Annotated in this window: 17 protein-coding genes; 2 read left to right on the top strand and 15 right to left on the bottom strand. The window is 72.3% G+C overall.

The window, feature by feature from the left end:
* Positions 1 to 22: 22 nt before the first annotated feature.
* Entirely contained in the window at positions 23 to 2209 is a 2187-nt protein-coding gene (locus A4R25_RS17415; RefSeq protein ID WP_373888008.1) for a thiamine pyrophosphate-dependent enzyme, read from the top strand.
* A 63-nt stretch (positions 2210 to 2272) separates the two neighbouring features.
* Here A4R25_RS17415 and A4R25_RS17410 read toward each other — a convergent pair whose 3' ends face one another.
* The 5 genes from A4R25_RS17410 to A4R25_RS17390 form a co-directional block, all read right to left on the bottom strand.
* Complete coding sequence (locus tag A4R25_RS17410; protein WP_064447412.1) at positions 2273 to 3253, bottom strand: D-2-hydroxyacid dehydrogenase; 981 nt, start codon at positions 3251 to 3253, stop codon at positions 2273 to 2275.
* Positions 3250 to 3450: a tautomerase family protein gene (locus A4R25_RS17405; RefSeq protein WP_018786431.1), complete on the bottom strand. Its 201-nt coding sequence runs from the start codon at positions 3448 to 3450 to the stop codon at positions 3250 to 3252. The genes A4R25_RS17410 and A4R25_RS17405 overlap by 4 nt, the downstream gene beginning before the upstream one ends.
* Position 3451: 1 nt before the next feature.
* Positions 3452 to 4318 carry a tetratricopeptide repeat protein gene (locus tag A4R25_RS17400; RefSeq protein WP_043325191.1) on the bottom strand — a complete coding sequence of 289 codons (867 nt, stop codon included), beginning with the start codon at positions 4316 to 4318 and terminating at the stop codon, positions 3452 to 3454.
* Positions 4319 to 4382: 64 nt separating this feature from the next.
* Positions 4383 to 5996, bottom strand: coding sequence for an ABC transporter substrate-binding protein (locus A4R25_RS17395; RefSeq protein WP_158559980.1), 1614 nt, complete (start codon positions 5994 to 5996; stop codon positions 4383 to 4385).
* Positions 5997 to 6027: 31 nt separating this feature from the next.
* Positions 6028 to 7083, bottom strand: coding sequence for a dipeptidase (locus tag A4R25_RS17390; RefSeq protein ID WP_043325193.1), 1056 nt, complete (start codon positions 7081 to 7083; stop codon positions 6028 to 6030).
* Positions 7084 to 7519: 436 nt separating this feature from the next.
* On the opposite strand from A4R25_RS17390, the gene A4R25_RS17385 reads away from it, so the two are divergent.
* Positions 7520 to 8155 carry a helix-turn-helix domain-containing protein gene (locus tag A4R25_RS17385; protein ID WP_205798699.1) on the top strand — a complete coding sequence of 212 codons (636 nt, stop codon included), beginning with the start codon at positions 7520 to 7522 and terminating at the stop codon, positions 8153 to 8155.
* Positions 8156 to 8225: 70 nt separating this feature from the next.
* Here A4R25_RS17385 and A4R25_RS17380 read toward each other — a convergent pair whose 3' ends face one another.
* The 10 genes from A4R25_RS17380 to A4R25_RS17335 are packed head-to-tail and all read right to left on the bottom strand — an operon-like array spanning position 8226 to position 20746.
* Positions 8226 to 9317, bottom strand: coding sequence for an alpha/beta hydrolase (locus tag A4R25_RS17380; protein ID WP_231915562.1), 1092 nt, complete (start codon positions 9315 to 9317; stop codon positions 8226 to 8228).
* A gap of 5 nt (positions 9318 to 9322) precedes the next feature.
* Positions 9323 to 10321 carry an LLM class flavin-dependent oxidoreductase gene (locus A4R25_RS17375; protein WP_043325196.1) on the bottom strand — a complete coding sequence of 333 codons (999 nt, stop codon included), beginning with the start codon at positions 10319 to 10321 and terminating at the stop codon, positions 9323 to 9325.
* Positions 10318 to 10647 (bottom strand): TIGR04076 family protein, encoded by a 330-nt coding sequence (locus tag A4R25_RS17370; protein ID WP_043325197.1) that lies wholly within the window; start codon positions 10645 to 10647, stop codon positions 10318 to 10320. The genes A4R25_RS17375 and A4R25_RS17370 overlap by 4 nt, the downstream gene beginning before the upstream one ends.
* Entirely contained in the window at positions 10644 to 11648 is a 1005-nt protein-coding gene (locus A4R25_RS17365) for a zinc-binding dehydrogenase (protein WP_064447408.1), read from the bottom strand. Before A4R25_RS17365 ends, A4R25_RS17370 begins: the two co-directional genes overlap by 4 nt.
* Positions 11645 to 12058 carry a nuclear transport factor 2 family protein gene (locus A4R25_RS17360; protein ID WP_064447407.1) on the bottom strand — a complete coding sequence of 138 codons (414 nt, stop codon included), beginning with the start codon at positions 12056 to 12058 and terminating at the stop codon, positions 11645 to 11647. The genes A4R25_RS17365 and A4R25_RS17360 overlap by 4 nt, the downstream gene beginning before the upstream one ends.
* Complete coding sequence (locus A4R25_RS17355; protein WP_043325200.1) at positions 12055 to 13320, bottom strand: amidohydrolase family protein; 1266 nt, start codon at positions 13318 to 13320, stop codon at positions 12055 to 12057. Before A4R25_RS17355 ends, A4R25_RS17360 begins: the two co-directional genes overlap by 4 nt.
* The gene (locus A4R25_RS17350) at positions 13317 to 14987 is read right to left on the bottom strand and encodes a hydantoinase B/oxoprolinase family protein (protein WP_064447406.1); all 1671 of its coding nucleotides are present in this window, start codon (positions 14985 to 14987) and stop codon (positions 13317 to 13319) included. The genes A4R25_RS17355 and A4R25_RS17350 overlap by 4 nt, the downstream gene beginning before the upstream one ends.
* The gene (locus tag A4R25_RS17345) at positions 14980 to 16668 is read right to left on the bottom strand and encodes a hydantoinase B/oxoprolinase family protein (protein WP_043325202.1); all 1689 of its coding nucleotides are present in this window, start codon (positions 16666 to 16668) and stop codon (positions 14980 to 14982) included. Before A4R25_RS17345 ends, A4R25_RS17350 begins: the two co-directional genes overlap by 8 nt.
* On the bottom strand, positions 16665 to 18716 hold the full coding sequence (locus tag A4R25_RS17340) for a hydantoinase/oxoprolinase family protein (RefSeq protein ID WP_064447405.1): 2052 nt from the start codon (positions 18714 to 18716) through the stop codon (positions 16665 to 16667). Before A4R25_RS17340 ends, A4R25_RS17345 begins: the two co-directional genes overlap by 4 nt.
* Positions 18713 to 20746, bottom strand: a complete 2034-nt coding sequence (locus tag A4R25_RS17335; RefSeq protein ID WP_064447404.1) for a dipeptide ABC transporter ATP-binding protein — start codon at positions 20744 to 20746, stop codon at positions 18713 to 18715. The genes A4R25_RS17340 and A4R25_RS17335 overlap by 4 nt, the downstream gene beginning before the upstream one ends.
* Position 20747 lies beyond the last annotated feature (1 nt).

Genomic DNA, 20747 nt, shown 5'->3' with positions numbered 1-20747 from the left:
GGCAAGGAGCAACGTGGAAACCATCGACGAACACCTGGTTCGTCAACTGTCGGAATGGTCGGCGGGCGCCGCGGCGCCCGCCGACCCGTCGCCGGACGTCGAGATCGACGCCGGCCTGCTGCTCGACTACTTCGACGCCCAGATCCAGAGCCGCCACCTCGACCTCGCGTTGCGCTGGCTGCAGTCGAAACGGGAGGGCTTCTACACGATCGGATCCAGCGGCCACGAGAGCAACGCCGCCGTCGCGCTGGCGCTGCGACCGACCGATCCGGCGCTGCTGCACTACCGGTCCGGCGGCTTCTACGCCGCCCGGGCCGGGCAGGTCCCCGGCTCCACCCCGATCACCGACGTGCTGCACTCCGCCGCCGCGTCCCGGCGGGACCCGATCTCCGGCGGCCGGCACAAGGTGTTCGGGCACCGGGCGCTGAACGTCATCCCGCAGACCTCGACGATCGCCTCGCACCTGCCCCGCGCGATGGGCATGGCGTTCGCGCTGGAGCGGGGCGTCGGCGACACCGGTTACCCGGCCGACGCGGTGGTGGTGTGCAGCTTCGGCGACGCCTCGGCCAACCACTCCACCGCGGCGGGCGCGCTGAACGCCGTCGGCTGGGCCGCCCACCAGGGGCTCGGGATGCCGGTGCTGTTCGTCTGCGAGGACAACGGCATCGGCATCAGCACCCGGTCCCCGCACGGCTGGGTGGACCGGATGCTGTCCGCGCTACCAGCCCTGGACTACACCGCCGTCGACGGCGCCGATCCCGCGCGGCTGCTCGCCGTCGCGCGCGAGGTGGCCGATCGGGTACGCGCCGGACGCCGCCCTGCCGTGCTGCACCTGCGCACGGTCCGGTTCATGGGCCACGCCGGCTCCGACGCGGAGCTGGCGTACCGGTCCCGGTCGGAGATCCTCGCCGACTACGCCCGCGACCCGCTGCTGGCCACGGCGGCGGTGCTGGCCCGGCGCGGCATCCTCGCCCCGGCCGAGAGCCTGGCCCGCTACGAGCAGACCCGCAAGCTGGTCATGGACCAGGCCGAGGCGATGCTCGGGCGGGTCGAGCGGCTGCCCGACGCGGCTGCGGTGACCGCTCCGCTGACCGAACGCCGGACCGACCGGGTCGGCGCGGCCGCCGGACGGGCCGGCGACGGGCGGGACAAGGTGTTCGGCGGCAGGCTCCCCGAGTCGCGCGGACCGCTCACGCTCGCCCAGTCGGTCAACGCCGCGCTGCACGACGCGCTGCTCACCTGGCCGCAGGCGCAGGTCTTCGGCGAGGACGTGGCCCGCAAGGGCGGCGTCTACGGCGCCACCCGCGGGCTGCGCAAGGCGTTCGGCGCGAACCGCGTGTTCGACACGCTGCTGGACGAGCAGACCATCCTCGGGGTGGCGCTCGGCGGCGCGCTGGCCGGCACGCTGCCGATCCCGGAGATCCAGTACCTCGCCTACCTGCACAACGCCGAGGACCAGCTGCGCGGCGAGGCCGCCTCGCTGCGGTTCTTCTCCGACGGGCAGTACGGCAACGGCATGGTGGTCCGGATCGCCGGGCTGGCGTACCAGAAGGGGTTCGGCGGGCACTTCCACAACGACAACTCGGTGTCTGTGCTGCGGGACATCCCCGGCCTGGCGCTGGCTGTCGCCTCCCACCCGGCCACCGCGCCGGCGCTGCTGCGGCAGTGCCTCGCGCTGGCCGAGCAGGAGCAGCGGGTCTGCGTGTTCCTGGAGCCGATCGCGCTCTACCACACCCGTGACCTGCACACCGACGGCGACGGCGGCTGGCTGGCCCGGTACGCCCCGCCGGACGAGTGGGCGGCCACCGAGGCGCCGCTCGGACAGGTCCGGACCGTACGCGACGGCGACGACCTGGCGCTCGTCACGTTCGGCAACGGCGTGCCGATGAGCCTGCGGGTGGCCGAGACGCTGGCCGCCGAGCGGGGCGCCGGCACCCGCGTCGTGGACCTGCAGTGGCTCGCGCCGCTGCCGGCCGCGAGCATGCTCGCCGCGCTCGACGGCGTACCCCGGGTGCTGGTGGTGGACGAGACCCGGGCCGGCGGCGGCGTCTCCGAGGCGGTGGTGGCCGCCCTGGTCGACGCCGGTTACCCGGGGCGGATCTCCCGCGTCAACAGCGTCGACAGCTACGTCCCGCTGGGCCCGGCGGCCGACCACGTCCTGCTCGGTGAGCACGACGTGCTGACTGCGGCCCGCGCGCTGCTCGACTGACGTGCGGCACGACGAAGGCGGCCCACCGGATCGATCCGGTGGGCCGCCTCTCGTTCGGCCGCCTCAGTACCCCAGGTCGGGCTGCCGCTTCAGGCCGGCCAGCTGCTCGCCGGCCAGGTAACGCTCCAGGTTGACGCAGAAGTCGGCGTAGAGCCGCTGGAGGTTGCCGGTGCCGCGGAACGACGTGTGCGGGGTGATGGTGGTGTTCGGCAGGTCCCACAGCCGGTGGTCGGCCGGCAGCGGCTCCTCCTCGAACACGTCCAGCACCGCGCCGGCGATCCGGCCGGACCGCATCGCGTCGACCAGGGCGTCCTCCACCACGAGAGCGCCCCGCCCGACGTTCACCAGCACCGCCGACTCCTTCATCGCCGCGAAGTGCTCGGCGTCGAAGAAGTAGCGGTTCTCGGTGGTCAGCGGCATGGCCAGGACCACCGAGTCGGCCTCCGGCAGCACGGCCATGTGCTCGGCGTACGGGATCACCCGGTCGAAGCCCTCGGCCGGAGTGCCGGAGCGGTTCACCCCGATCACGTCGACGCCGAGCGCGCGGGCCCGCCAGGCCACCTCGCCGCCGATGCCGCCGGTGCCGAAGACGAGCATCGTGCTGCCGATGAAGTCCCGGCCGGTGATCCGCACCCACTCCCGGCGCTCCTGCGCCTCCCGGTGCTCCGGGAACGCGCGGAAGCGCATCAGCACCGCGCCGATGGCGTACTCGGCGATCGGCACGTTGTAGGAGTTGGGCGACCGGGTGTAGAGCAGCCCCTCGGCGAGGCGGCGCTGCATCAGCTCGCCGCCCACCCAGTCGAACCCGGCCGCGGTGATCTGCACCCACCGCAGCCGGTCGCACTTGGCCAGCAGCTCGTCGAAGGTGTCCTCGTTCATCGCGCTGCGCAGGATCACCTCGGCGTCGAGCCACTCGTCGCGTACCGGCTCACCGTCCGGTACCGGGCTGAACCGGCACTGCGGGAACCGCTCCCGCAGCTGCGGGAGCAGGTCCGACAGGTTGGGCGTGAGCAGGATGTGCGGTCCCGCGGCGGCGCCGGTCACGAGGACTCCTGCGCACGCTTCCGGTTGTTGTACGTCACGCCGCCCTTGGCCCAGTTGTCGTACGACACCTCGTAGAGCAGGACGTGGGTGTTCTCGCGCGGCGAGCCGTACTTGACCAGCACGTCGGTCAGGTCGGCGATCATCGCTTCCTTGGTGGCCTGGTCCCGCTTGCCGATCTCGGCACGGATGATTGCCATCTCAGTTCTCCTTGCTCGTGGTCGCGAAGTCCGGGTTGCGCTCGTACTCGGCCTTGACGGCCAGGTACGCGAAGGCGTGCGTGACGCGGGTCTTCAGCACCCCGTCGAACACCTCACGCGCCTTGTCGACGTCACCGTTGTAGTAGTGCCAGTTACCGAGGCCGTACCCCTGGGTGACGGTCTTGAGGCTGTTGCCGTCGCACATCGCCCACAGCTCGTCCGGGCCGATCTCGCCGGTGTAGAGCTTCATCCGGCCCTCGTAGCCGACCAGGTGCGGCTCGTCGACCAGGTCGACAGTGCGGAACCGGTCGAGCACCTCCTCGGCCTCGGCGGTCCGGCCGAGGCGCCGCAGCGCCATGTACTGCCAGTCCTGCGACGCGACCAGGCCCTCCTGGTGCCGGGACGCCTTCTCCGACTCGGCGAAGCTGGGCAGGCAGCCCTCCAGGTCACCGGCGAGGTACTGGGCGACGCCCAGGTGGTACCAGACGGAGGCGTGCAGCGTGGTGTTGTAGCGGCCGAGGATCTCCGGGTTCGCGGCGGCGTCGGTGTCGCTGAGGTGCTGCGGGCGCACGTCCTCGGGCCGGCCGAGGATCAGGCTGACGACGTCCTTCTCCACCTCCGGCTGGTACATCTCGTACTCGTCCTCGACGCCGGCGAGCTGGTCGGCGGCGGCGCGCAGGTCCGCGATCGCGCCGGCGTAGTCACTGATGGAGATCCGCCGGTGGCCGCGGAAGCGCAGCAGGCGAGGGCTGTCCGGTTCCAGTTCGAGCGCCTCGGTGAGCAGCGCCACGGACTCCTCGTGCTTGCCGAGGTAGCCCTTCAGCCGGGCGGCGATGACGTAGCGATGGGTCAGGGGTACGGCCGTCATGGATTGCCTTTCGTCGCGGTGCGGCGGAGGGGACGCCGTGGGCCGGCGTCCCCTCCGCGACTCGTCAGCGGTCGAGCCAGAGGTGCCGGTAGAAGCGGTAGGTCGGCGTGGGGTCACCCCGGTAACCCATGACGTCCTTCTGCACGACGTCGAAGTCGGCGTTCAGGAAGGTCATGGCCACCGGGCCCCGCTCGGCCAGGATCTTCTCGGCCTGCTGGTAGAGCTGGGCGCGCTTGTCCTTGTCCAGCTCGGAGCGGGCCTTGACGATCAGGTCCTCGTACTCCGGGTCGGACCAGTTGCCGTAGTTCAGGCCGCCGCCCTTGAGGAAGCTGGCGGTGAACCGCTCGTCCGGGTCGTAGGTCAGGCCGAAGCCGGACTGGTACATGTCGAAGTCCCCGGACTTCGTCTTGGTGTCGGCGATGGTGGACTCGACCGACTCCAGCGTCACCTTGATGCCGATCTTGGCGAGCTGCTGCTGCTCCACCTCCGCCGAGCGCACCTGGAACGCCGAGGTGGCGATCACCATGAGCTTGGCGTCGAAGCCGTTCGGGTAACCCGCCTCGGCCAGCAGCGCCTTGGCCTTCTCGATGTCGGGCTTGCCGTACACCGGCTCCTTCAGCGCGCCGAAGCGGTCCGGCGGCAGGTAGCCGGCGTTGAGCGCGGTGCCGAAGCCGGAGTTGGCGACGTTCAGGATCTCCTGCCGGTCCAGCGCCAGGTAGATGGCCTGCCGGACCTTGACGTTGTCGTACGGCGCCTTCGAGGTGTTCAGCCGCAGGTGCAGCGACAGCGAGCCGGAGCCGCCGTACCACTTGAGCTTCTCGTCGCGCTTGAGCGCGTCGATGAACTCGGGCGCGGGCCGCCACAGGAAGTCGACGGTGCCGCTGCGCACGGCGGCGGCGCGGGCGTTGTCGTCCGGGTTGAACGTGAAGTCCAGCCCGTCCAGGTACGGAACCCCGGACTCCCAGTACTTGTCGTGCTTGTCCAGCTTGATGGCCTGGCCGGTGGTCCGGGCGGCGAGCTTGAACGGCCCGCTGCCGCCGTCGACGCTGCCGTTGAGGTCGCCCTGCTTCTCGACCACGGTCCGGTCGACGATCGACGACGCGGCGGTGGACAGCAGGGTCAGGATGGCGGCGTTGGGCTTGGCCAGCTTCATCACGACGGTACGCTCGTCGGGCGCCTCGACCGAGGTGATGCCCTCGTAGCTGCGGGCGCGCGGCGCCCGGGTGGCCGGGTCCTTGATCCGCTCGATCGAGTACTTCACGTCGGCAGCGGTCACCTTGCGGCCGCTGTGGAAGTACGCGTTGTCGCGCAGCTTGAACGTCACGGTCTGGCCGTCCGCGCTCAGCTCCCACGACTCGGCGATCGCCGGCTTGATCTCGCCCCGGTACGACTGCACGAGCGACTCGTAGATCTGCTCGTTGATGACGAAGGCCGAGGTCTCCGACATCCGGTGCGGGTCGAGTTCGTTGGCGTCCAGCCGGATCATGATCCGCAGGCGGCCACCGGACTTCGGCGTGCCGGCTGCCTGCGTCTCGTCCTCGAGCTTGACGTTGCTGGTGAGGCCGTCGCTGGCGTTGCCACCGGACTTGCCCGACGGCGGCTCGCCGCCTCCGCAGCCGGCCGCGAGCGTCGTCACGACGCCCACCGCCAGCGCTCTCATCAGAATTCGGGTACGCATCAGTCTCCTTGGCAGTGTCACGATTAGCGCTTCATCGCGCGGCCGGCTTCCATGCCTCCCCATAGACCCGAAGCCAGTTGCCGCCGAGGATCTTGATCACGTCCTCCGGCGAGAATCCGCCGGCCAGAAGCGCCTCGGTGATGTTGGGGAAGTCCGCGGCGTCGTCCATGCCGATCGCCCGGCGCTCCTCCCATCCGAAGTCACCGAGCAGGTTCTGGTGCTCCTTCGAGTTCGCCTGCGCGATGCTCTTGAGCTGCGCGATCCGCATCTCCTCGGTCCACGTCTCGTCGTAGTCGGTGGCGACGGCGACGTGGTCGACGCCGGCCACCTCCACCACACGGCAGACGTGCTCCACGAAGCGGGTCAGGTCCGGACGACGGGACGGGTCCTCCGGGTGGTACAGGAACCCCGACAGGGTGGTGATGCCCATGACGCCGCCCTGCTCGGCGAGGCGCCGCAGGTATCCGTCCGACTTGGCGCGGATGTGCGGCGACAGCGCGTCGCAGAAGGCGTGCGTGACGACGACCGGCTTGTCCGAGGCGTCCATCGCGTCCAGGCCGGTGCGCTCGCCGCTGTGCGAGACGTCGACCAGCACGCCCAGCTCGTTCATCGCCTTGACGAAGGCGCGGCCCCGGTGCGTCAGCCCCGAGTCGGTGTCCTCGCCGCAGCCCGCGCCGAGCAGGTTCTGCCGCTGGTAGGTCAGCTGAAGGATGCGGACGCCCAGGTCGTGGAACGTGCCGAGCAGGTCGAGGTCACCCCCGATCATCTCGGTGTCCTGCGGGCCGAGGATGACGGCCTCCTTGCCCTCGGCCTTGGCCCGGTGGATGTCGTCCACGGTCAGGGCGAGCAGCACCTCGTCCGGGTGTGCGTCGATCCACCTGCGGCAGCGGTTGACCTCGCGCAGGGCGGTGACGGTGTCCGCGTACGGCCGGGTGACCGTGTGGTTGACCGCGGTGACGCCTCCTCGCCGGATCCGGTCGAGGTGGGCGTCGCTCAGCTCGATGACCGTGCTTCCGTCCACCACTGTTGCGGCGGCGTGCAGGTCGGCGGCGGAACGAACGGGTTGGGCGGTGGCGGCAGTCTTCACGTCATCTCCAGATCATCGGAAGATGCCGAGACTCTACGAGCCACGCCAGTTATTGTCCATGAAATCTCAGCAACTCGTCGGTAGACAGCTTTGAAGCGACGAATTTCGTCGTTATAGCTCTAGCAAACCGATCGAGGGCGCCCGTCCGGCGCGAATCCGCCATAGCGCGAGAAGACCCTTATGGACGACAAGTAGGCACAGTCGCGACGGGCACTCGTGCCGGAGCGCGCACAGTGGACCGCAGCGGATGGCCGGCCGTACGACTGCGAACAGACGATCGCGCTGGACGCGACGGTGCCGGCACCACGGCTTCGCCGCCGCGGCGGACCGGAAATGCCGGCGCTCCACCCCTCGCACAAGTGCGGGCATGTTCGATAGGATCGAACATCCCGGGCGGATCCCCCCGCCACCGCAACAGGAGGTCCCCGTGCGGTCCATGGACAGTCAGCCGCCGTCGGAGCAGGCCACCCCCGGCGGCCCCGCGGACGAGAGCACCCCGGCGGGGGTGGTCGGCGCCCGGATCCGGCGCTACCGCAAGGAGCGCGGGCTCACCCTGCGCGGCCTCGCCTCCCGCTCCGGCCTGTCGATCGGCTTCCTGTCCCAGGTCGAGCGCGGCATCTCCTCGATCGGCCTGACCGCGCTGGGCAGCGTCGCCAAGGCCCTCGACAAGTCGGTGGCCGACTTCTTCGACGCCGGCAACGGCACGTCCGACAGCAACGTCTCCCAGCTTCCCCGGCACTTCACGCTGACCAGGGCGGAGACGTCGGCAACGCAGTACGTGTCGGGGCAGCAGACCTACCGCATGCTCTCCGACCGGGGGCCGGACCTGGTGCTGGAGCCGATGCTCGTGCACATCGCGCCGGGCGGGCGGCGGGAGAACGCGTACGGCCACCGGGGCGAGGAGTTCGCCTACGTCATCTCCGGCGAGCTGCTCTACGAGGTCGAGGGCGTGGAGCACCGACTGTGCCCGGGCGACAGCGTGCACCTGCGCTCGTCGGTGCCGCACCAGATGTACAACGACACCGACTCGGTCACCACAGTGGTCTCGGTGGTCACGCCCCGGCTGTTCTGACCGGCGCCACCAACCGCCCTCCGTGTTCACCTACGTGAACTCGGAGGGCGATTCGGTTGCGGGCGCGACGTCACCTACCGAGGCGGGCGTCCACCGCCGTCATGGTGTCCCGCCAGATGTCCGACGCCGGGTCGATGACGGCGAAGTGGTCCCCCGGCTGTTCCAGGTGGCGGATCTCGTCGCCCGCGGCTGCCGCCGCCGCGGCGTAACGCCGGTTGGCGTCGACGAGGTCGAGACTGTCCGCGGTCCCCTGCACGAGCAGCGTGGGCACCCCTGTCGGCAGCCGCAGCATCGGGTCGCTCTCGGCGTACCGGCGCGGGGCCGTGGCCGGTGAGCCGCCCAGCGCCGCGGCGATCGCGCCGTCACCGAGGTAGCGCCGCTCGCCCTCGGTGAGGTCGAGCACCCCGGCCAGCGACACCGCGAGCGCGACACGTGGCCCGCCCGTTCGCGCGGCGAGGTCCGCCGCGGCGCGCAGCGCGAGCTGCCCGCCGGCCGAATGGCCGAAGACGACGATCCGGTCCAGGTCCAGCGGCCGGTCGGCGGCGATGTCCCGCAGCGCGGTGAGGCCGGCTTCGACGTCCTCCGTGGTGGCGTCCCAGCCGTGCCGGTCCGGACGCCGGTACTCCACGTTCCAGGACGCGTAGCCTCGGGCGGCCAGATCGACGGCGAGCGCGTCCATCAGGTCCGCGCCCCAGACCGACCGCCAGAATCCGCCGTGCAGCAGCACCGCGACCGGCGCCGGCCCGGTGTGCGGGCCCGACGGCAGCCGCAGGTCACCCCACTGCTCCGGGCCGGGACCGTAGGCGATCCGATCGGCCGGCGCGCGGAAGCGGTGCACGGCGTGCCGGATCGCCCAGGTCACGCCCCACAGTCCCCGGCCGGCCAGGTGGACCGCGCCGGGGACCGGCGTCTCGACGGTGAGGTCGTACCAGACCGCGTGCGGCGGCTGCGCGCCGATCAGGGCGCGGGCCGGTGTGGTGGGGCCGGGCAGCACCACAGTCGGGCCCTGCGCCGCGGCGAGCAGCGAGCGCAGCTCGTCGGCCGAGGCGACGGTGACGACCGTGCCGGTGCTGTCCAGCTCGGCGCTGCTGGTGGCGACGAGCGACGCCAGCAGTTCGGTGTCGGCCACCAGGCCGGGGCCGACCACGACGGTGAGCCGCACCGCGCTCACCTACGCAGCAGGGGCAGGACGGCGGAGCCGAGCAGGTCCACACCGCGCTCGTCGGTCAGGCCGTGCGGCGTACCGAACTCGACCCGGCGCACGCCCGCGTCGATGAGCGCCTGGGCCTGCGCGGCGACCTGCTCCGGGGTGCCGGAGAAGGCGAACCGGTCCAGCACGTCGTCCGGGATCAACCGGCCCGCCGCCTCGTCCTCGCCCGCGTCGACCAGGTCGCCGACGCGCTTCACCAGGTCGTCGGGGAGCACGACGGTCGGGTCCAGCTCCGCCACCACGGCCAGGTACATGGCCACCTCGGTACGGGCCTTGGCGCGGGCGGCCGCGCCGTCGGTGTCGACGACTGTCACCGCGCCGAGCACGATGCCGACGTCCGCGACGTCGCGCCCGGCCTTCTCCGCGCCGGTCCGCAGCCGCTCGCGGATCACCGGGACCATGTCCGGGTTGGCGCTGCCGCCCACCTTGATCTCGTCGGCGATCCGGCCGGCCAGCGCCGCGCCCTGCGGACCCCACGCGCCCAGCAGCAGCGGCGGGTCGGGCCGCTGCACGTCGTAGCGCAGCGCGGTGCCGGCCTCCAGCGAGAAGACCTTTCCGGTGAAGCCGCTGCGGTCGCCGCGCAGCAGGCGGTAGACGACCTGGACGGCCTCCTCGATGGTGGTCAGCGGCCGCGGCTGCGGCAGGCCGACCGAACCCAGCCAGGTCCCCCGGGCCAGGCCGAGGTAGGCCCGCCCGTGCGAGGCCAGGTCCAGGGCGGCGAGCTGACCGGCGATCTCGTACGGGGCCATCGAGTACGGGTTCAGGCAGGCCGCGCCGAGGCGTACCCGTTCGGTCGCCTGCGCCATCTCCAGCAGCGGGAAGATCGGCGGCTGGTACATCAGGTCGCCGAAGACGGTGAGCACGTCGAAGCCGTGCGCCTCGGCGGCGCGGGCCAGCCGGGCGTACGCGCCGGCCGGCTTGTCGCTCTGCAGGCCGAGTCCGATCTCGACGGTCATGTCAGGTCCGCCGAGTTCATCGTGCGCCGGCAGGTCCGTTCCACCTTCATGACGAGCCGCTCCTCCGGGTCGGGGCAGATGAAGTGGGAGTCCTGGGCCAGCCAGTCCCCCGGCGCCAGGTCACGCTGCTTGGCGGCGAGGAAGGGCAGCACGGACGCGAGCGCGTACACGCAGAAGTGCTTGCCCTCGGGCAGCCGCAGGTGGGCGCTGTTGGTCAGCTCGAAGGAGTCACCCACGGCCATGCCGCACACCGACCGGCCCTCGATCCGGTCGACTGTCACCTTCAGGTCGTAGATCTCCATGTCGCCGTCGGCGGTGTCGCTCACGGCCCCTCCCCTTCGTCGATCCGTACGATGATCTTGCCGGTGGTCCGGCGTTCGGCCAGCTCGGTGAGCGCCGCGGGCGTCTCGTCCAGCGACACGACGCGGCTGACCGGCGGCCGGACCGCGCCGGAGGCGCACATGTCGAACAGTTCCTGGTAGGCGGCCTCGACCGCGGACGGGCGCTGCCACGGGTACTGCGAGCCCCAGGACAGGCCGACCAGCGTCGCGTTCGCCGCCATCAGCCGCAGCGGATCGACGGGCGGCGGCGCGCCACCGGCAGCGCCCACCGCGACCAGGCGGCCCTCGAAGGCGAGGCACTCCCAGGAGCGGGCGAACACGTCGCCGCCCACCGGGTCCACCACGACGTCCACGCCCCGCCCGCCGGTGGCCTCCCGCACGGCGGCCACGAAGTCCTCCGCCGTGTAGTCGATCGCCACCTCGGCGCCCTGGTCGCGGCAGATCGCCGTCTTGACCGGGCCGCCGGCGGTGGCGAGGACCCGGGCGCCGCGGGCGACCGCGAGCTGGATGACGGAGATGCCGACACCGCCCGCGCCGGCGTGCACCAGCACCGTCTGCCCGGCGGTGACGCCCGCCCGTTCCAGCGCGAACCAGGCGGTCTGGTAGGTGACCGGCAACGCCGCCGCGGTGACCGGGTCGACGGTGGACGGTCGCGGCACCACCACCGCGGCGTCCACTGTGACTGTGGTGCCCAGCGCGCCGCGCGGCAGCGCCGGGCAGGCCAGCACCTCCTGACCCAGCAGGTGCCCGGCCCCGTCGCCGGCGGCGACGACCCGCCCGGCCGCCTCCACCCCCGGCGTCATCGGCGGATCCGGCCGCACCGGGTACTCGCCCCGGCAGAGCATGACGTCCAGGAAGTTCAGCCCGACCGTACGGACGGCGAGCCGCACCTGGCCGGGGCCGGGCGGCGGGTCGTCGGGCAGCTCGGCGACCGACAGCACGTCCGCCGGTTCACCGGTCCGCCCGGCGACCAGCCGCCGGATCATGCCGCGCCCACCGGTTCCCGGACCAGCTCGGCGTGGTGGTGCACGATCACCCAGCGGCCGTCGACCCGGCGCACCACGTCGGTGACCCGGGTGATCTCCGGCTCGTCGTCCGGGCCGAGCTGCGCGACCAGCTCGTACCGGGCCACGCCGAAGTCGTCCCACACGTCGATGCGCTTGCCCCGCGCGGCGAGCACCGCCAGCCGGGGCCGCTGACCGGCGGCGTCCCGCTGGGCGCGGTACTCGTCCAGCTCGGCCCGGGTCCGCAGCGGTCCCGGCAGGTGCGTCTCCCAGGTGGTCACCTCGGGGTCCAGGTGCGTGTCGAACCGCTGCTGGTCCCCGGCGAGGAACGCGTCGTACATGTCGTCGATGCCGGCGGCGATCTCCGCCGCGCCTGCCTGCGCGAAGGTCATCGCGTCTCCTCCTGGTTGCGGTCGTCGCGGGCGATCTGCCCGCCCTTCATCACCCACCGCACGTCCCGGAAGGCCGAGGTGTCGGCCAGCGGGTCGGCGTCCGTCGCGATCAGGTCGGCCAGCTTGCCGACCTCGACGGTGCCGAGGTCGGACTCCGCGCCGAGCCACCGGATCGGGCCGAGCGTGCCGGCGTGGATGGCCCGCGCGGCGCCGATCCGCTCGGACATGTACTCCAGCTCCCGGATCGAGGCGGTGGTGCCCTCGAACTCCCAGAACGGGGGCATGTCGCTACCGAGCAGGACCTCCACCCCGGCGGCGATCGCCATGTCGAAGCTCTCCAGGTGCCGGGGGCCGGCGCCGAGCGAGCGGCACTGCATCCACTCCGGCACGCCCAGCTCGTCGAAGAACTCCTTGCAGCGGGTCACCAGCAGCGTCGGCACGAGCGCCGTGCCGCGCTCGGCCATCCGCGCCGCGACCTGCGGGGTGAGCTGGTAGCCGTGCTCCACGCAGTCCAGTCCCAGCTCGACCGCCGCGCCGATCACGTCGGCGGGCCCGGCGTGCGCGGTCACCTTGCGGCCCCACGCGTGCGCCGTCTCGATCACCGCCGTCATCTCGTCGGCGAACAACTGGGGCGTGTGGATGCTCTCGTGCTCACCGGCGATGCCGCCCGAGATCATCACCTTGATCAGGTCCGCGCCGGCCTTGATCTGGCTGCGCACGCCGTGGCGGAAGCCCACCGGGCCGTCGCACTCGAGCGTGTCGTTGCTCTCGTGCCCGTGCCCGCCGGTGCACACCAGCGCCCGGCCCGCGGTGTAGATGCGCGGACCGGGGACCCGCCCGGCGTTGATCGCCCGCCGCAGCGCGAAGTCCGCGTGGTCCTTCTCCGCGACGCAGCGCACGGTGGTCACGCCGGAGTGCAGCGTGCGCCGCGCCCCGTCGGCCATGTAGTGGGCGAGGTCGTACGCGCCCATCCCCTTGACGCCCTCGCCGGCGGAGCCGGGCAGCGACAACGAGAAGTGGGTGTGCATGTTGACCAGGCCGGGCGTCACGTAGGCACCGTCGAGGTCCACCTCGGTCAACCGGCCGGCGGCCCGCGCCTGCTCGGCCACCTCGGCGTACGGCCCGACGGCGGCGATCCGGTCACCCCGGACCCACACCCCGGCGCCGGTCACCGGCGCCATGCCGTCCACCACGCGGGCGTCGAGCACTGTGCAGTTGCCGAGCAGCGTGCTCGGCTGCTCGGGCGAATAGGCGGCACTCACGCGATCACTCCATAAACGTCTCGGGCGGCCCGCGCGGAGACGTAGCCCTCGGCCACGTCCCGTCGCACCGCCTCCGGATCCCGACTCCCCGGGTCGCCGTGCCCGCCGCCACCGGCGGTCAGCAACGTCACCCGATCCCCCACCGCCACCGCGGTACGCCGTGTGCTCACCCGGTGCTCCCGGTCCGTGCCCGGGAAGACGATCACCTGGTTCGGCTCCGGCTGCTCGCCGCCGGCCAGCGCCCACGGCGCGCTCTTCGTCTTCTTGATCACCGTCAGGAACTCGCCGGGCGTCACGAACCGGATGTCCCGCCGCAGGCCGCAGCCGCCCCGGAACCGGCCCGCGCCACCGGAGTCGGTACGGATCTCCACCCGCTCGAAGAACATTCCCGTCTTCGACTCCAGCACCTCGACGGGCGTGTTGCGCGCCTGGGTCTGGCACAGGTGGTTCGCCGGCCCGATCCCGTCGTGCCGGGGCGTGCCGCCCCAGCCGACCGGGTCGTTGTTGCTGACCGCGAACATGTCGCCGGTGTCCGGATGCCGGCCGACCATCATGAACCCGGGCACGTCGCCGCCGGAGGAGGCGGCCAGCCGGTCCGGCATGCCCTGGGCCAGCGCCTTGAGGATCAGCTCCAGCGCGACGGTGCCGGTCCACTGGGTGAACGTGGCGGCCGGGTACTGCGCGTGGAACAGCGTGCCGGGCTCGGCGCGTACCCGAAGGGGCGCGAAGTGCCCGGCGTTCGTCTGCTCGTGCGGCGTGGTGACGCCCTTGAACGCGACCCGGCAGGTGGCGATGGTGGCGCCCAGCGGCAGGTTCACCGGCCCGGGCACCGCCGGCGACGAGCCGGCGAAGTCCACTGTGAACTCGCCGTCGGCGACGGTGACGGTGACCCGCATGAGGATGGGATCGTCGCTGACGCCGTCGTCGTCGAGCCAGTCCTCGGCGGTCCAGCTGCCCTGCGGCAGCGCGGCCACCGCCTCCCCGGCGCGCTGCGCGGCGACGTCGATCACCCGGTCGATCACCGCGTCGACCACTGCGGGGCCGTAGTCGCGGTACAGCTCGGTCACCCGCCGCTCGCCGGTACGCAGCGCGGCGATCTGCGCGTTGAGGTCACCGATGACCAGTTCCGGCATCCGCGAGTTGAAGCGGATCAGCTCGTGGATCTCGCGCACCGGCTCGCCCCGGTCGTACACCTTCGTGCCGGGGAAGATGATCCCCTCCTGGTGCATGTCCGTGGAGTCGAGCACGTACCCGGGGTCCTTGGCGCCCAGGTCCATCCAGTGCGCCCGGATGCACAGGAAACCGATCAGCTCCTCGCTGTCCGGCAGGACGACCGGCGCGAACATCGTCGCGTCGTACGTGTGCGCCGCGTTCCAGTACGGGTAGTTCAGCAGCACCACGTCGCCGCGGCGCAGGTTCTCCCGGCCGACGTACTCCACGCCCTTGCGCAGCGAGTAGTCGTTGGCGCCGAGGAAGCGGGACAGCCCCGTGGACTCCGCGACCAGCCGCAGCTGCCGGTCGTAGATGGAGATGCCGAAGTCGTACACCTCGTAGATCACCGGGTTGAACGCGGTGCGCACGAGCGCGGCCCGCATCTCCTCGGCGGCCGAGACGAGGTGGCTGCGGACGACCTCGACGGTTGCCCCGTCGACCGTCGGCTCACCCATCGACGTCCACTCCGTAGACGTCCCGGGCCGCCTCCCGGGAGACGTAGCCCTCGGCCACGTCCCGCCGTACCGCCTCCGGGTCGCGGCTGCGCGGGTCGCCGTGCCCGCCGCCACCGGCGGTCAGCAGCGTGACCCGGTCGCCCGCGGCCACCACGGTGCGCTTGGTGCTCACCCGGTGCTCGCGGTCGGTGCCCGGGAAGACGACCACCTGGTTCGGCTCCGGCTGCTCGCCGCCGGCCAGCGCCCACGGCGCGCTCTTGGTCTTCTTGATCACGGTCAGGAACTCACCGGGCGTCACGAACCGGATGTCGCGGCGCAGGCCGCAGCCGCCCCGGAACCGGCCCGCGCCACCGGAGTCGGCGCGGATCTCCCAGCGCTCGAAGAACATCCCGGTCTTGGCCTCCATGACCTCGATCGGGGTACCCCGGCCGGTGCTGCCGGAGACGTGCGTGGCGGCGTCCATGCCGTCGTGCGTCGCGGTGCCGCCCCAGCCCACCAGGTCGTTGTTGCTGACCGCGAACATCTTCCCGGTGTCCGGGTGCAGGCCGACCATCATGAAGCCGGGCACGTCGCCGCCGGAGGAGGCGGGCAGCAGGTCCGGCATGCCCTGGGCCAGCGCCTTGAGGATCAGCTCCACCGCGACGATGCCGGTCCAGAGCGTGAACGTGGGCTGCGGGTAGACGGCGTGGAACAGGCTGCCCGGCTCGGCCCGCACCTCCAGCGGAGCCACGGTGCCGGCGTTCGACGGCTCGTCCCGCGACGTCAGCGACTTCAGCACGACCTTGCAGATCGCCTCGGTCGCGCCGAACGGCATGTTGATCGGGCCGCGGGTGGCCGGGGCCGAGCCGGCGAAGTCGACGATGAAGCGCCCGTCGTCGATGGTGACGGTGACGCGCATCTTCACCGGGTCGTCGGTGATGCCGTCGTCGTCCACCCAGTCCTCGGCGGTCCAGGTGCCCTGCGGCAGCGTAGCCAGCGCCGCGCGGGCGCGGGCCTCACCGTCGGCGATGATCCGGTCGATCGCCTGGTCCACGGTGTCCCGGCCGAACTTCTCGATGATCTCCAGCATCCGGCGCTCGCCGGTGCGCAGCGCGGCGATCTGCGCGTGCAGGTCACCGAGCACCGCGTCGGGCATCCGCGAGTTGAAGCGGATCAGCTCGTGGATCTCGCGCACCGGCTCGCCCCGGGACACGACCTTGGTGCCCGGGAAGATCAGCCCCTCCTGGTGCATGTCGGTCGAGTCGAGCACGTAGCCCGGGTCCTTGGCGCCCAGGTCCATCCAGTGCGCGCGGACGCAGAGGAAGCCGACCAGGTCGCCGTCCGCGTCCGGGTCCGCCTCGTCCGGCCGGAACACCGGGGCGAACAGCGTCGCGTCGTACGCGTGCGCCGCGTTCCAGTACGGGTAGTTGAGCAGCACCACGTCGCCGCGGTGCAGGTTCTCCCGGCCCACGTACTCCACGCCCTTGCGCAGCGAGAAGTCGTTCGCGCCGAGGAAGAACGTCAGGCCGGTGGCCTCGGCGACCAGCCGCAGGTCGGCGTCGTACATCGACAGGCCGAAGTCGTGCACCTCGTAGATGACCGGGTTGAACGAGGTACGGATGAGGGTGGCCCGCATCTCCTCCGCGGCCGACAGCAGATAGCTGCGGACGACCTCGACCTGGGCTCCGTCCAGCGTGGTCATGCGGCTTCCTCCAGGGTGACGAGCAGGTATCCGTGGTCGTCGACGGTGACCCGCTGGCCGCTGGGCACCACAGTGGTGGAGGTGCCCTCGTCGATCAGCGCCGGTCCGTCGAAGGTGTCGCCCGGCTCCAGGCGGGCCCGGTCGTAGACCGCGAACGGCACCACCGCGTGCTGCCCGAAGTCGTAGGCGTCGCGGTGCGTCAGCAGCGCCTGCGACGGGTCGCCGTCGCCGCGCGGCAGGGTCTGCAGCTCGGGCCGGTCGGTGCGCCCGATGCCGCGCACCCGCAGGTTGAGGATCTGCAGCGGGTTGCCCATGGTGTGGCCGTACCGGGCGCGGTGCGTCTCGTCGAACGCGGCGCGGATCGCGTCGCGGTCCAGCTCGCGCCCGACGGTGACCATCAGGCTGTGCTCCTGGCCCAGGTAGCGCAGCTCGAACTGCCGCTCCAGCACCGCCTCGCCGGCCGGCACGCCCTGCGCCACCAGCGACGCGACCGCCTCGGCCTCGACGGCCTTGAACAGCTGCTCCAGCTCCGCCAGGTCGGCGTCGTCGAGCGTGGCCATCACGGTACGGCTGAAGTCGTTGACGATGTCGGCGGAGAGCATGCCCCAGGCGGAGAAGCCGGACGGCGCGAACGGCACGATGACCTCGCCGATGCCCATCTCGCGGGCCAGCAGCGGGGCCAGCAGCGGCCCGGCGCCGCCGAACGCGAGCAGCGCGAACTGCCGGGGGTCGTGACCCCGCTCGACGGTGATCTGGCGGACCGCGCCGACGGTGCGGGCCAGCAGCACGTCGAACACGCCGGCGGCCGCGTTCTCCACGGTGAGTCCGAGCGGCTCGGCGAGTTGCTCCTGGATTGCGGCGCGCGCCTCGGCGTCGCGCAGCCCCATGGTGCCGGCGAGGAAGCGCTCCGGGTCCATGTAGCCGAGCACCACAGCGGCGTCGGTGACAGTCGGCTTGGTGCCGCCCCGGCCGTAGCAGACCGGGCCGGGGTCGGCGCCGGCGCTCTGCGGGCCGACCTTGAGCAGGCCGTGGTCGAGCCAGGCGATCGAGCCGCCGCCGGCGCCGATGGTGCGGATGTCGTACGTGGGGATGAGCAGCGGGAAGTGCTCCAGCTGGGCCTCGTACGCGGCGACCGGGTTGCCGCGCTCGATCACGCAGGCGTCCAGCGAGGTGCCGCCGATGTCGAACGTGAGTACGTTGTCCCGGCCCAGCTCGGAGGCGACGTACGCGGCGCCGACGATGCCGCCGGCCGGTCCGGACAGCACGGTGTGGGTGGGGGCGGTCTTGGCGACCGCGCTGGTCATCGAGCCGCCGCCGGACCGCATGATCAGGAAGCGCCCGGCGAAGCCGCGCTCGGCCAGGCCGGACTCCAGCTCGTCGACGTACCGCTCGAAGATCGGCCGGATGTACGCCTCCAGCACCGTGGTGCTGGTCCGCTCGTACTCCCGGTACTCGCGCACGATGTCCGTCGACAGCGACAGGCTGACGTCGGGGAACTCCTCGTGGATGAGGCGCGCGGCCTCCCGCTCGTGGCTCGGGTCGAGGAACGAGTGCAGGAAGCAGATGGCGATCGAGGTGACCTGCTGGTCCACCACGAGCGTGCGCGCGGCCGCCCGGACGCTGTCCGGGTCCAGCGGCTCCACCACCCGGCCGCGGTAGTCGAGCCGGCCCCGCACCCCGGCGGTGAAGCGGCGCTGCACCAGGCTCTCCGGCCGCTGGTACTGGAAGTCGTACATGTGGTCGGACGGCACGTTGCCGCGCCCGATCAGGAAGATGTCCCGGAAGCCCTCGTTGGTGATGATTCCGGTACGGCCACCGCGACGCTCCAGCACCGCGTTGAGGCCGAGCGTGGTGCCGTGGATGAACAGCTCCACCTCGGACAGGTCGGTGCCGAGCGCGCTGATCGCGTTGAGGACACCGTCCGCGGGCCGGGCCGGGGTCGTCGCCGCCTTGCGGAAGCGGACCCGGTTGGTGCGCGTGTCGAGTTCCATGGCGTCCACGAAGGTCCCGCCGATGTCGACGGCGAGCCGGATGGGGCGACGGGTCATGGCGTGACAGCCTGCCTTCCGATGAGGGCGGGAAGCTCGGGAACGCGCCAGCAGGCGGCCCGGCTCTCGCCGTACGACTGAAGCTCCTGCTGCTCCGATCGGCACCGGTCGGTGACGAACGGGCACCGGGCGGCCAACGGGCACCCGGTTGCGGCGTCGGCTTCCTCCAGGTCCTTGACCAGCTCGACGGCCTCGCCGTCGGACCCGGCCGTCCCGCCGAGGCGGGGGGCGCTGCCCAGCAGCGCGCGGGTGTACGGGTGCCGGGGCGTGTCGAAGACGACGTCCACCGGACCCTCCTCGACCACCCGGCCGAGGTAGAGCACCACGACGCGGTCGGCGAAACCGCGCACCGTGGCCAGGTCGTGGGAGATGAACACCGAGGCGCGGTCGGCGTCGGCGGCCACGTCGGCGATCACGTCGAGGATCTGCGCCTGGACGGTGACGTCCAGGGCCGAGGTGGGCTCGTCGAAGACGATCAGGTCCGGCTCGCCGACCAGCGCGCGGGCGATGCCGATGCGCTGGGCCTGGCCGCCGGACAGCTCGTGCGGGTACCGCTGGAGGATCGAGCGGTCCAGCTCCATCCGGTCCAGCACGGCGGTGACGCGCTCCTCCCGCTGGGCCGGGGACAGGCCCGCGGCGCGCAGCGGCTCGGCGATGGAGTCGCCGACGGTGCGGCGCGGGCTGAGTGAGCCGATCGGGTCCTGGAACACCAGCTGGGCGCGGGTCCGGGCCCGGCGCAGCGCCCGGCCGCGTGGGCGGGGCCGGCCCGGCTGCTTGACCAGGGCCTGTCCGGCGACTGTGACGGTGCCGGAGGTGGGCGCGACCAGGCCCATGACGAGCTTCGCGAGGGTGCTCTTGCCGCAGCCGCTCTCGCCCACCACGCCCAGCGTCTCACCCGGTGCGAGCCGCAGCGTGACGCCACGCAGCGCGTGGTGACCGCCGGAGCCGAACCGGCTGCGGTAGACGACGTGGGCGTCCTCGATCTCCAGCACGGCGGGCTTCGGGTCCGCAGCCGCCGGCTGGGCGTCGCCCGCGTCCGGTGTGTGCGACGTGGACGGCAGGTCGGCGTCGAGCGGCCGGGTCTGCGGGTGGAAGCAGGCCAGCGACCATTCGCGGCCGCCGGGGATCGGCTGGGTGCCGGGCCGCCGGGACGAGCAGGTGCGGTCGGCGTGCGCGCAGCGGGCGACGAACGGGCAGTTCTCCGGCGCCTCGGTGAGCAGGGGCATGGCGCCGGGGGTGGCGACGACCGGCCGGCCGCCGACGTCCGGCACCGACCGCAGCAGCGCCCGGGTGTACGGGTGCGCGGGCTCCCGCAGCACCTGCGCGGCCGGGCCGCTCTCCACCACCGTGCCGGCGTAGAGCACCACCACCCGGTCGCAGACCTCGGCGATCGAGGCGAGGTCGTGGGAGATCAGCAGCACGCCCCGGCCGTCGGTGTCGGCGGCGTGCCGGAACTGGCGCAGGATCTCCCGGGTCAGCGTCACGTCCAGGCCGGTGGTCGGCTCGTCGGCGATCAGCAGGTCCGGCGCGCAGCCGGTGGCCAGCGAGATCATCACCCGCTGGGCCATGCCGCCGGACAGCTCGTGGGCGTACGCGTCGAGCCGCCGCTGCGGGCTGCGGATGCCGACCGCCTCGAACAGCTCGCGCGCCGCCTCCCGGGCCCGGTCGCCGGACATGTCCTGGTGGGTGGCGAGCCGGTCGACGAGCTGCTTGCCGATGGTGCGGGTGGGGCTGAGCGCGCCGCGCGGGTTCTGGAAGCAGATCGCCACGCCGCGTCCGCGGTGCGCGGCGAGCGCGGCGTCGTCCATGCGCAGCACGTCCGAGTCGCCGAAGCGCACCCGGCCGGTGGCGTGCGAGCCGCCGGGCAGCAGCCCGACGATGGCGCGGGCCACCATGCTCTTGCCGCCGCCGCTCTCCCCGACCAGGCCGACGACCTCACCGGGGCGTACCGCGAAGGTGACGCCGCTGAGCGCGGCCACCTGCCGGCCGGGTCGCCGGATGGTCACCGAGAGGTTCTCGATCGACAGCATG

Origin of the sequence: Micromonospora sp. NBRC 110037 (assembly GCF_001652995.1) — a bacterium.
Lineage (GTDB): Bacteria > Actinomycetota > Actinomycetes > Mycobacteriales > Micromonosporaceae > Micromonospora > Micromonospora chalcea.
The sequence above is the reverse complement of the archived record's forward strand: the minus strand, read 5'-3'. Positions and strand labels throughout refer to the sequence as shown.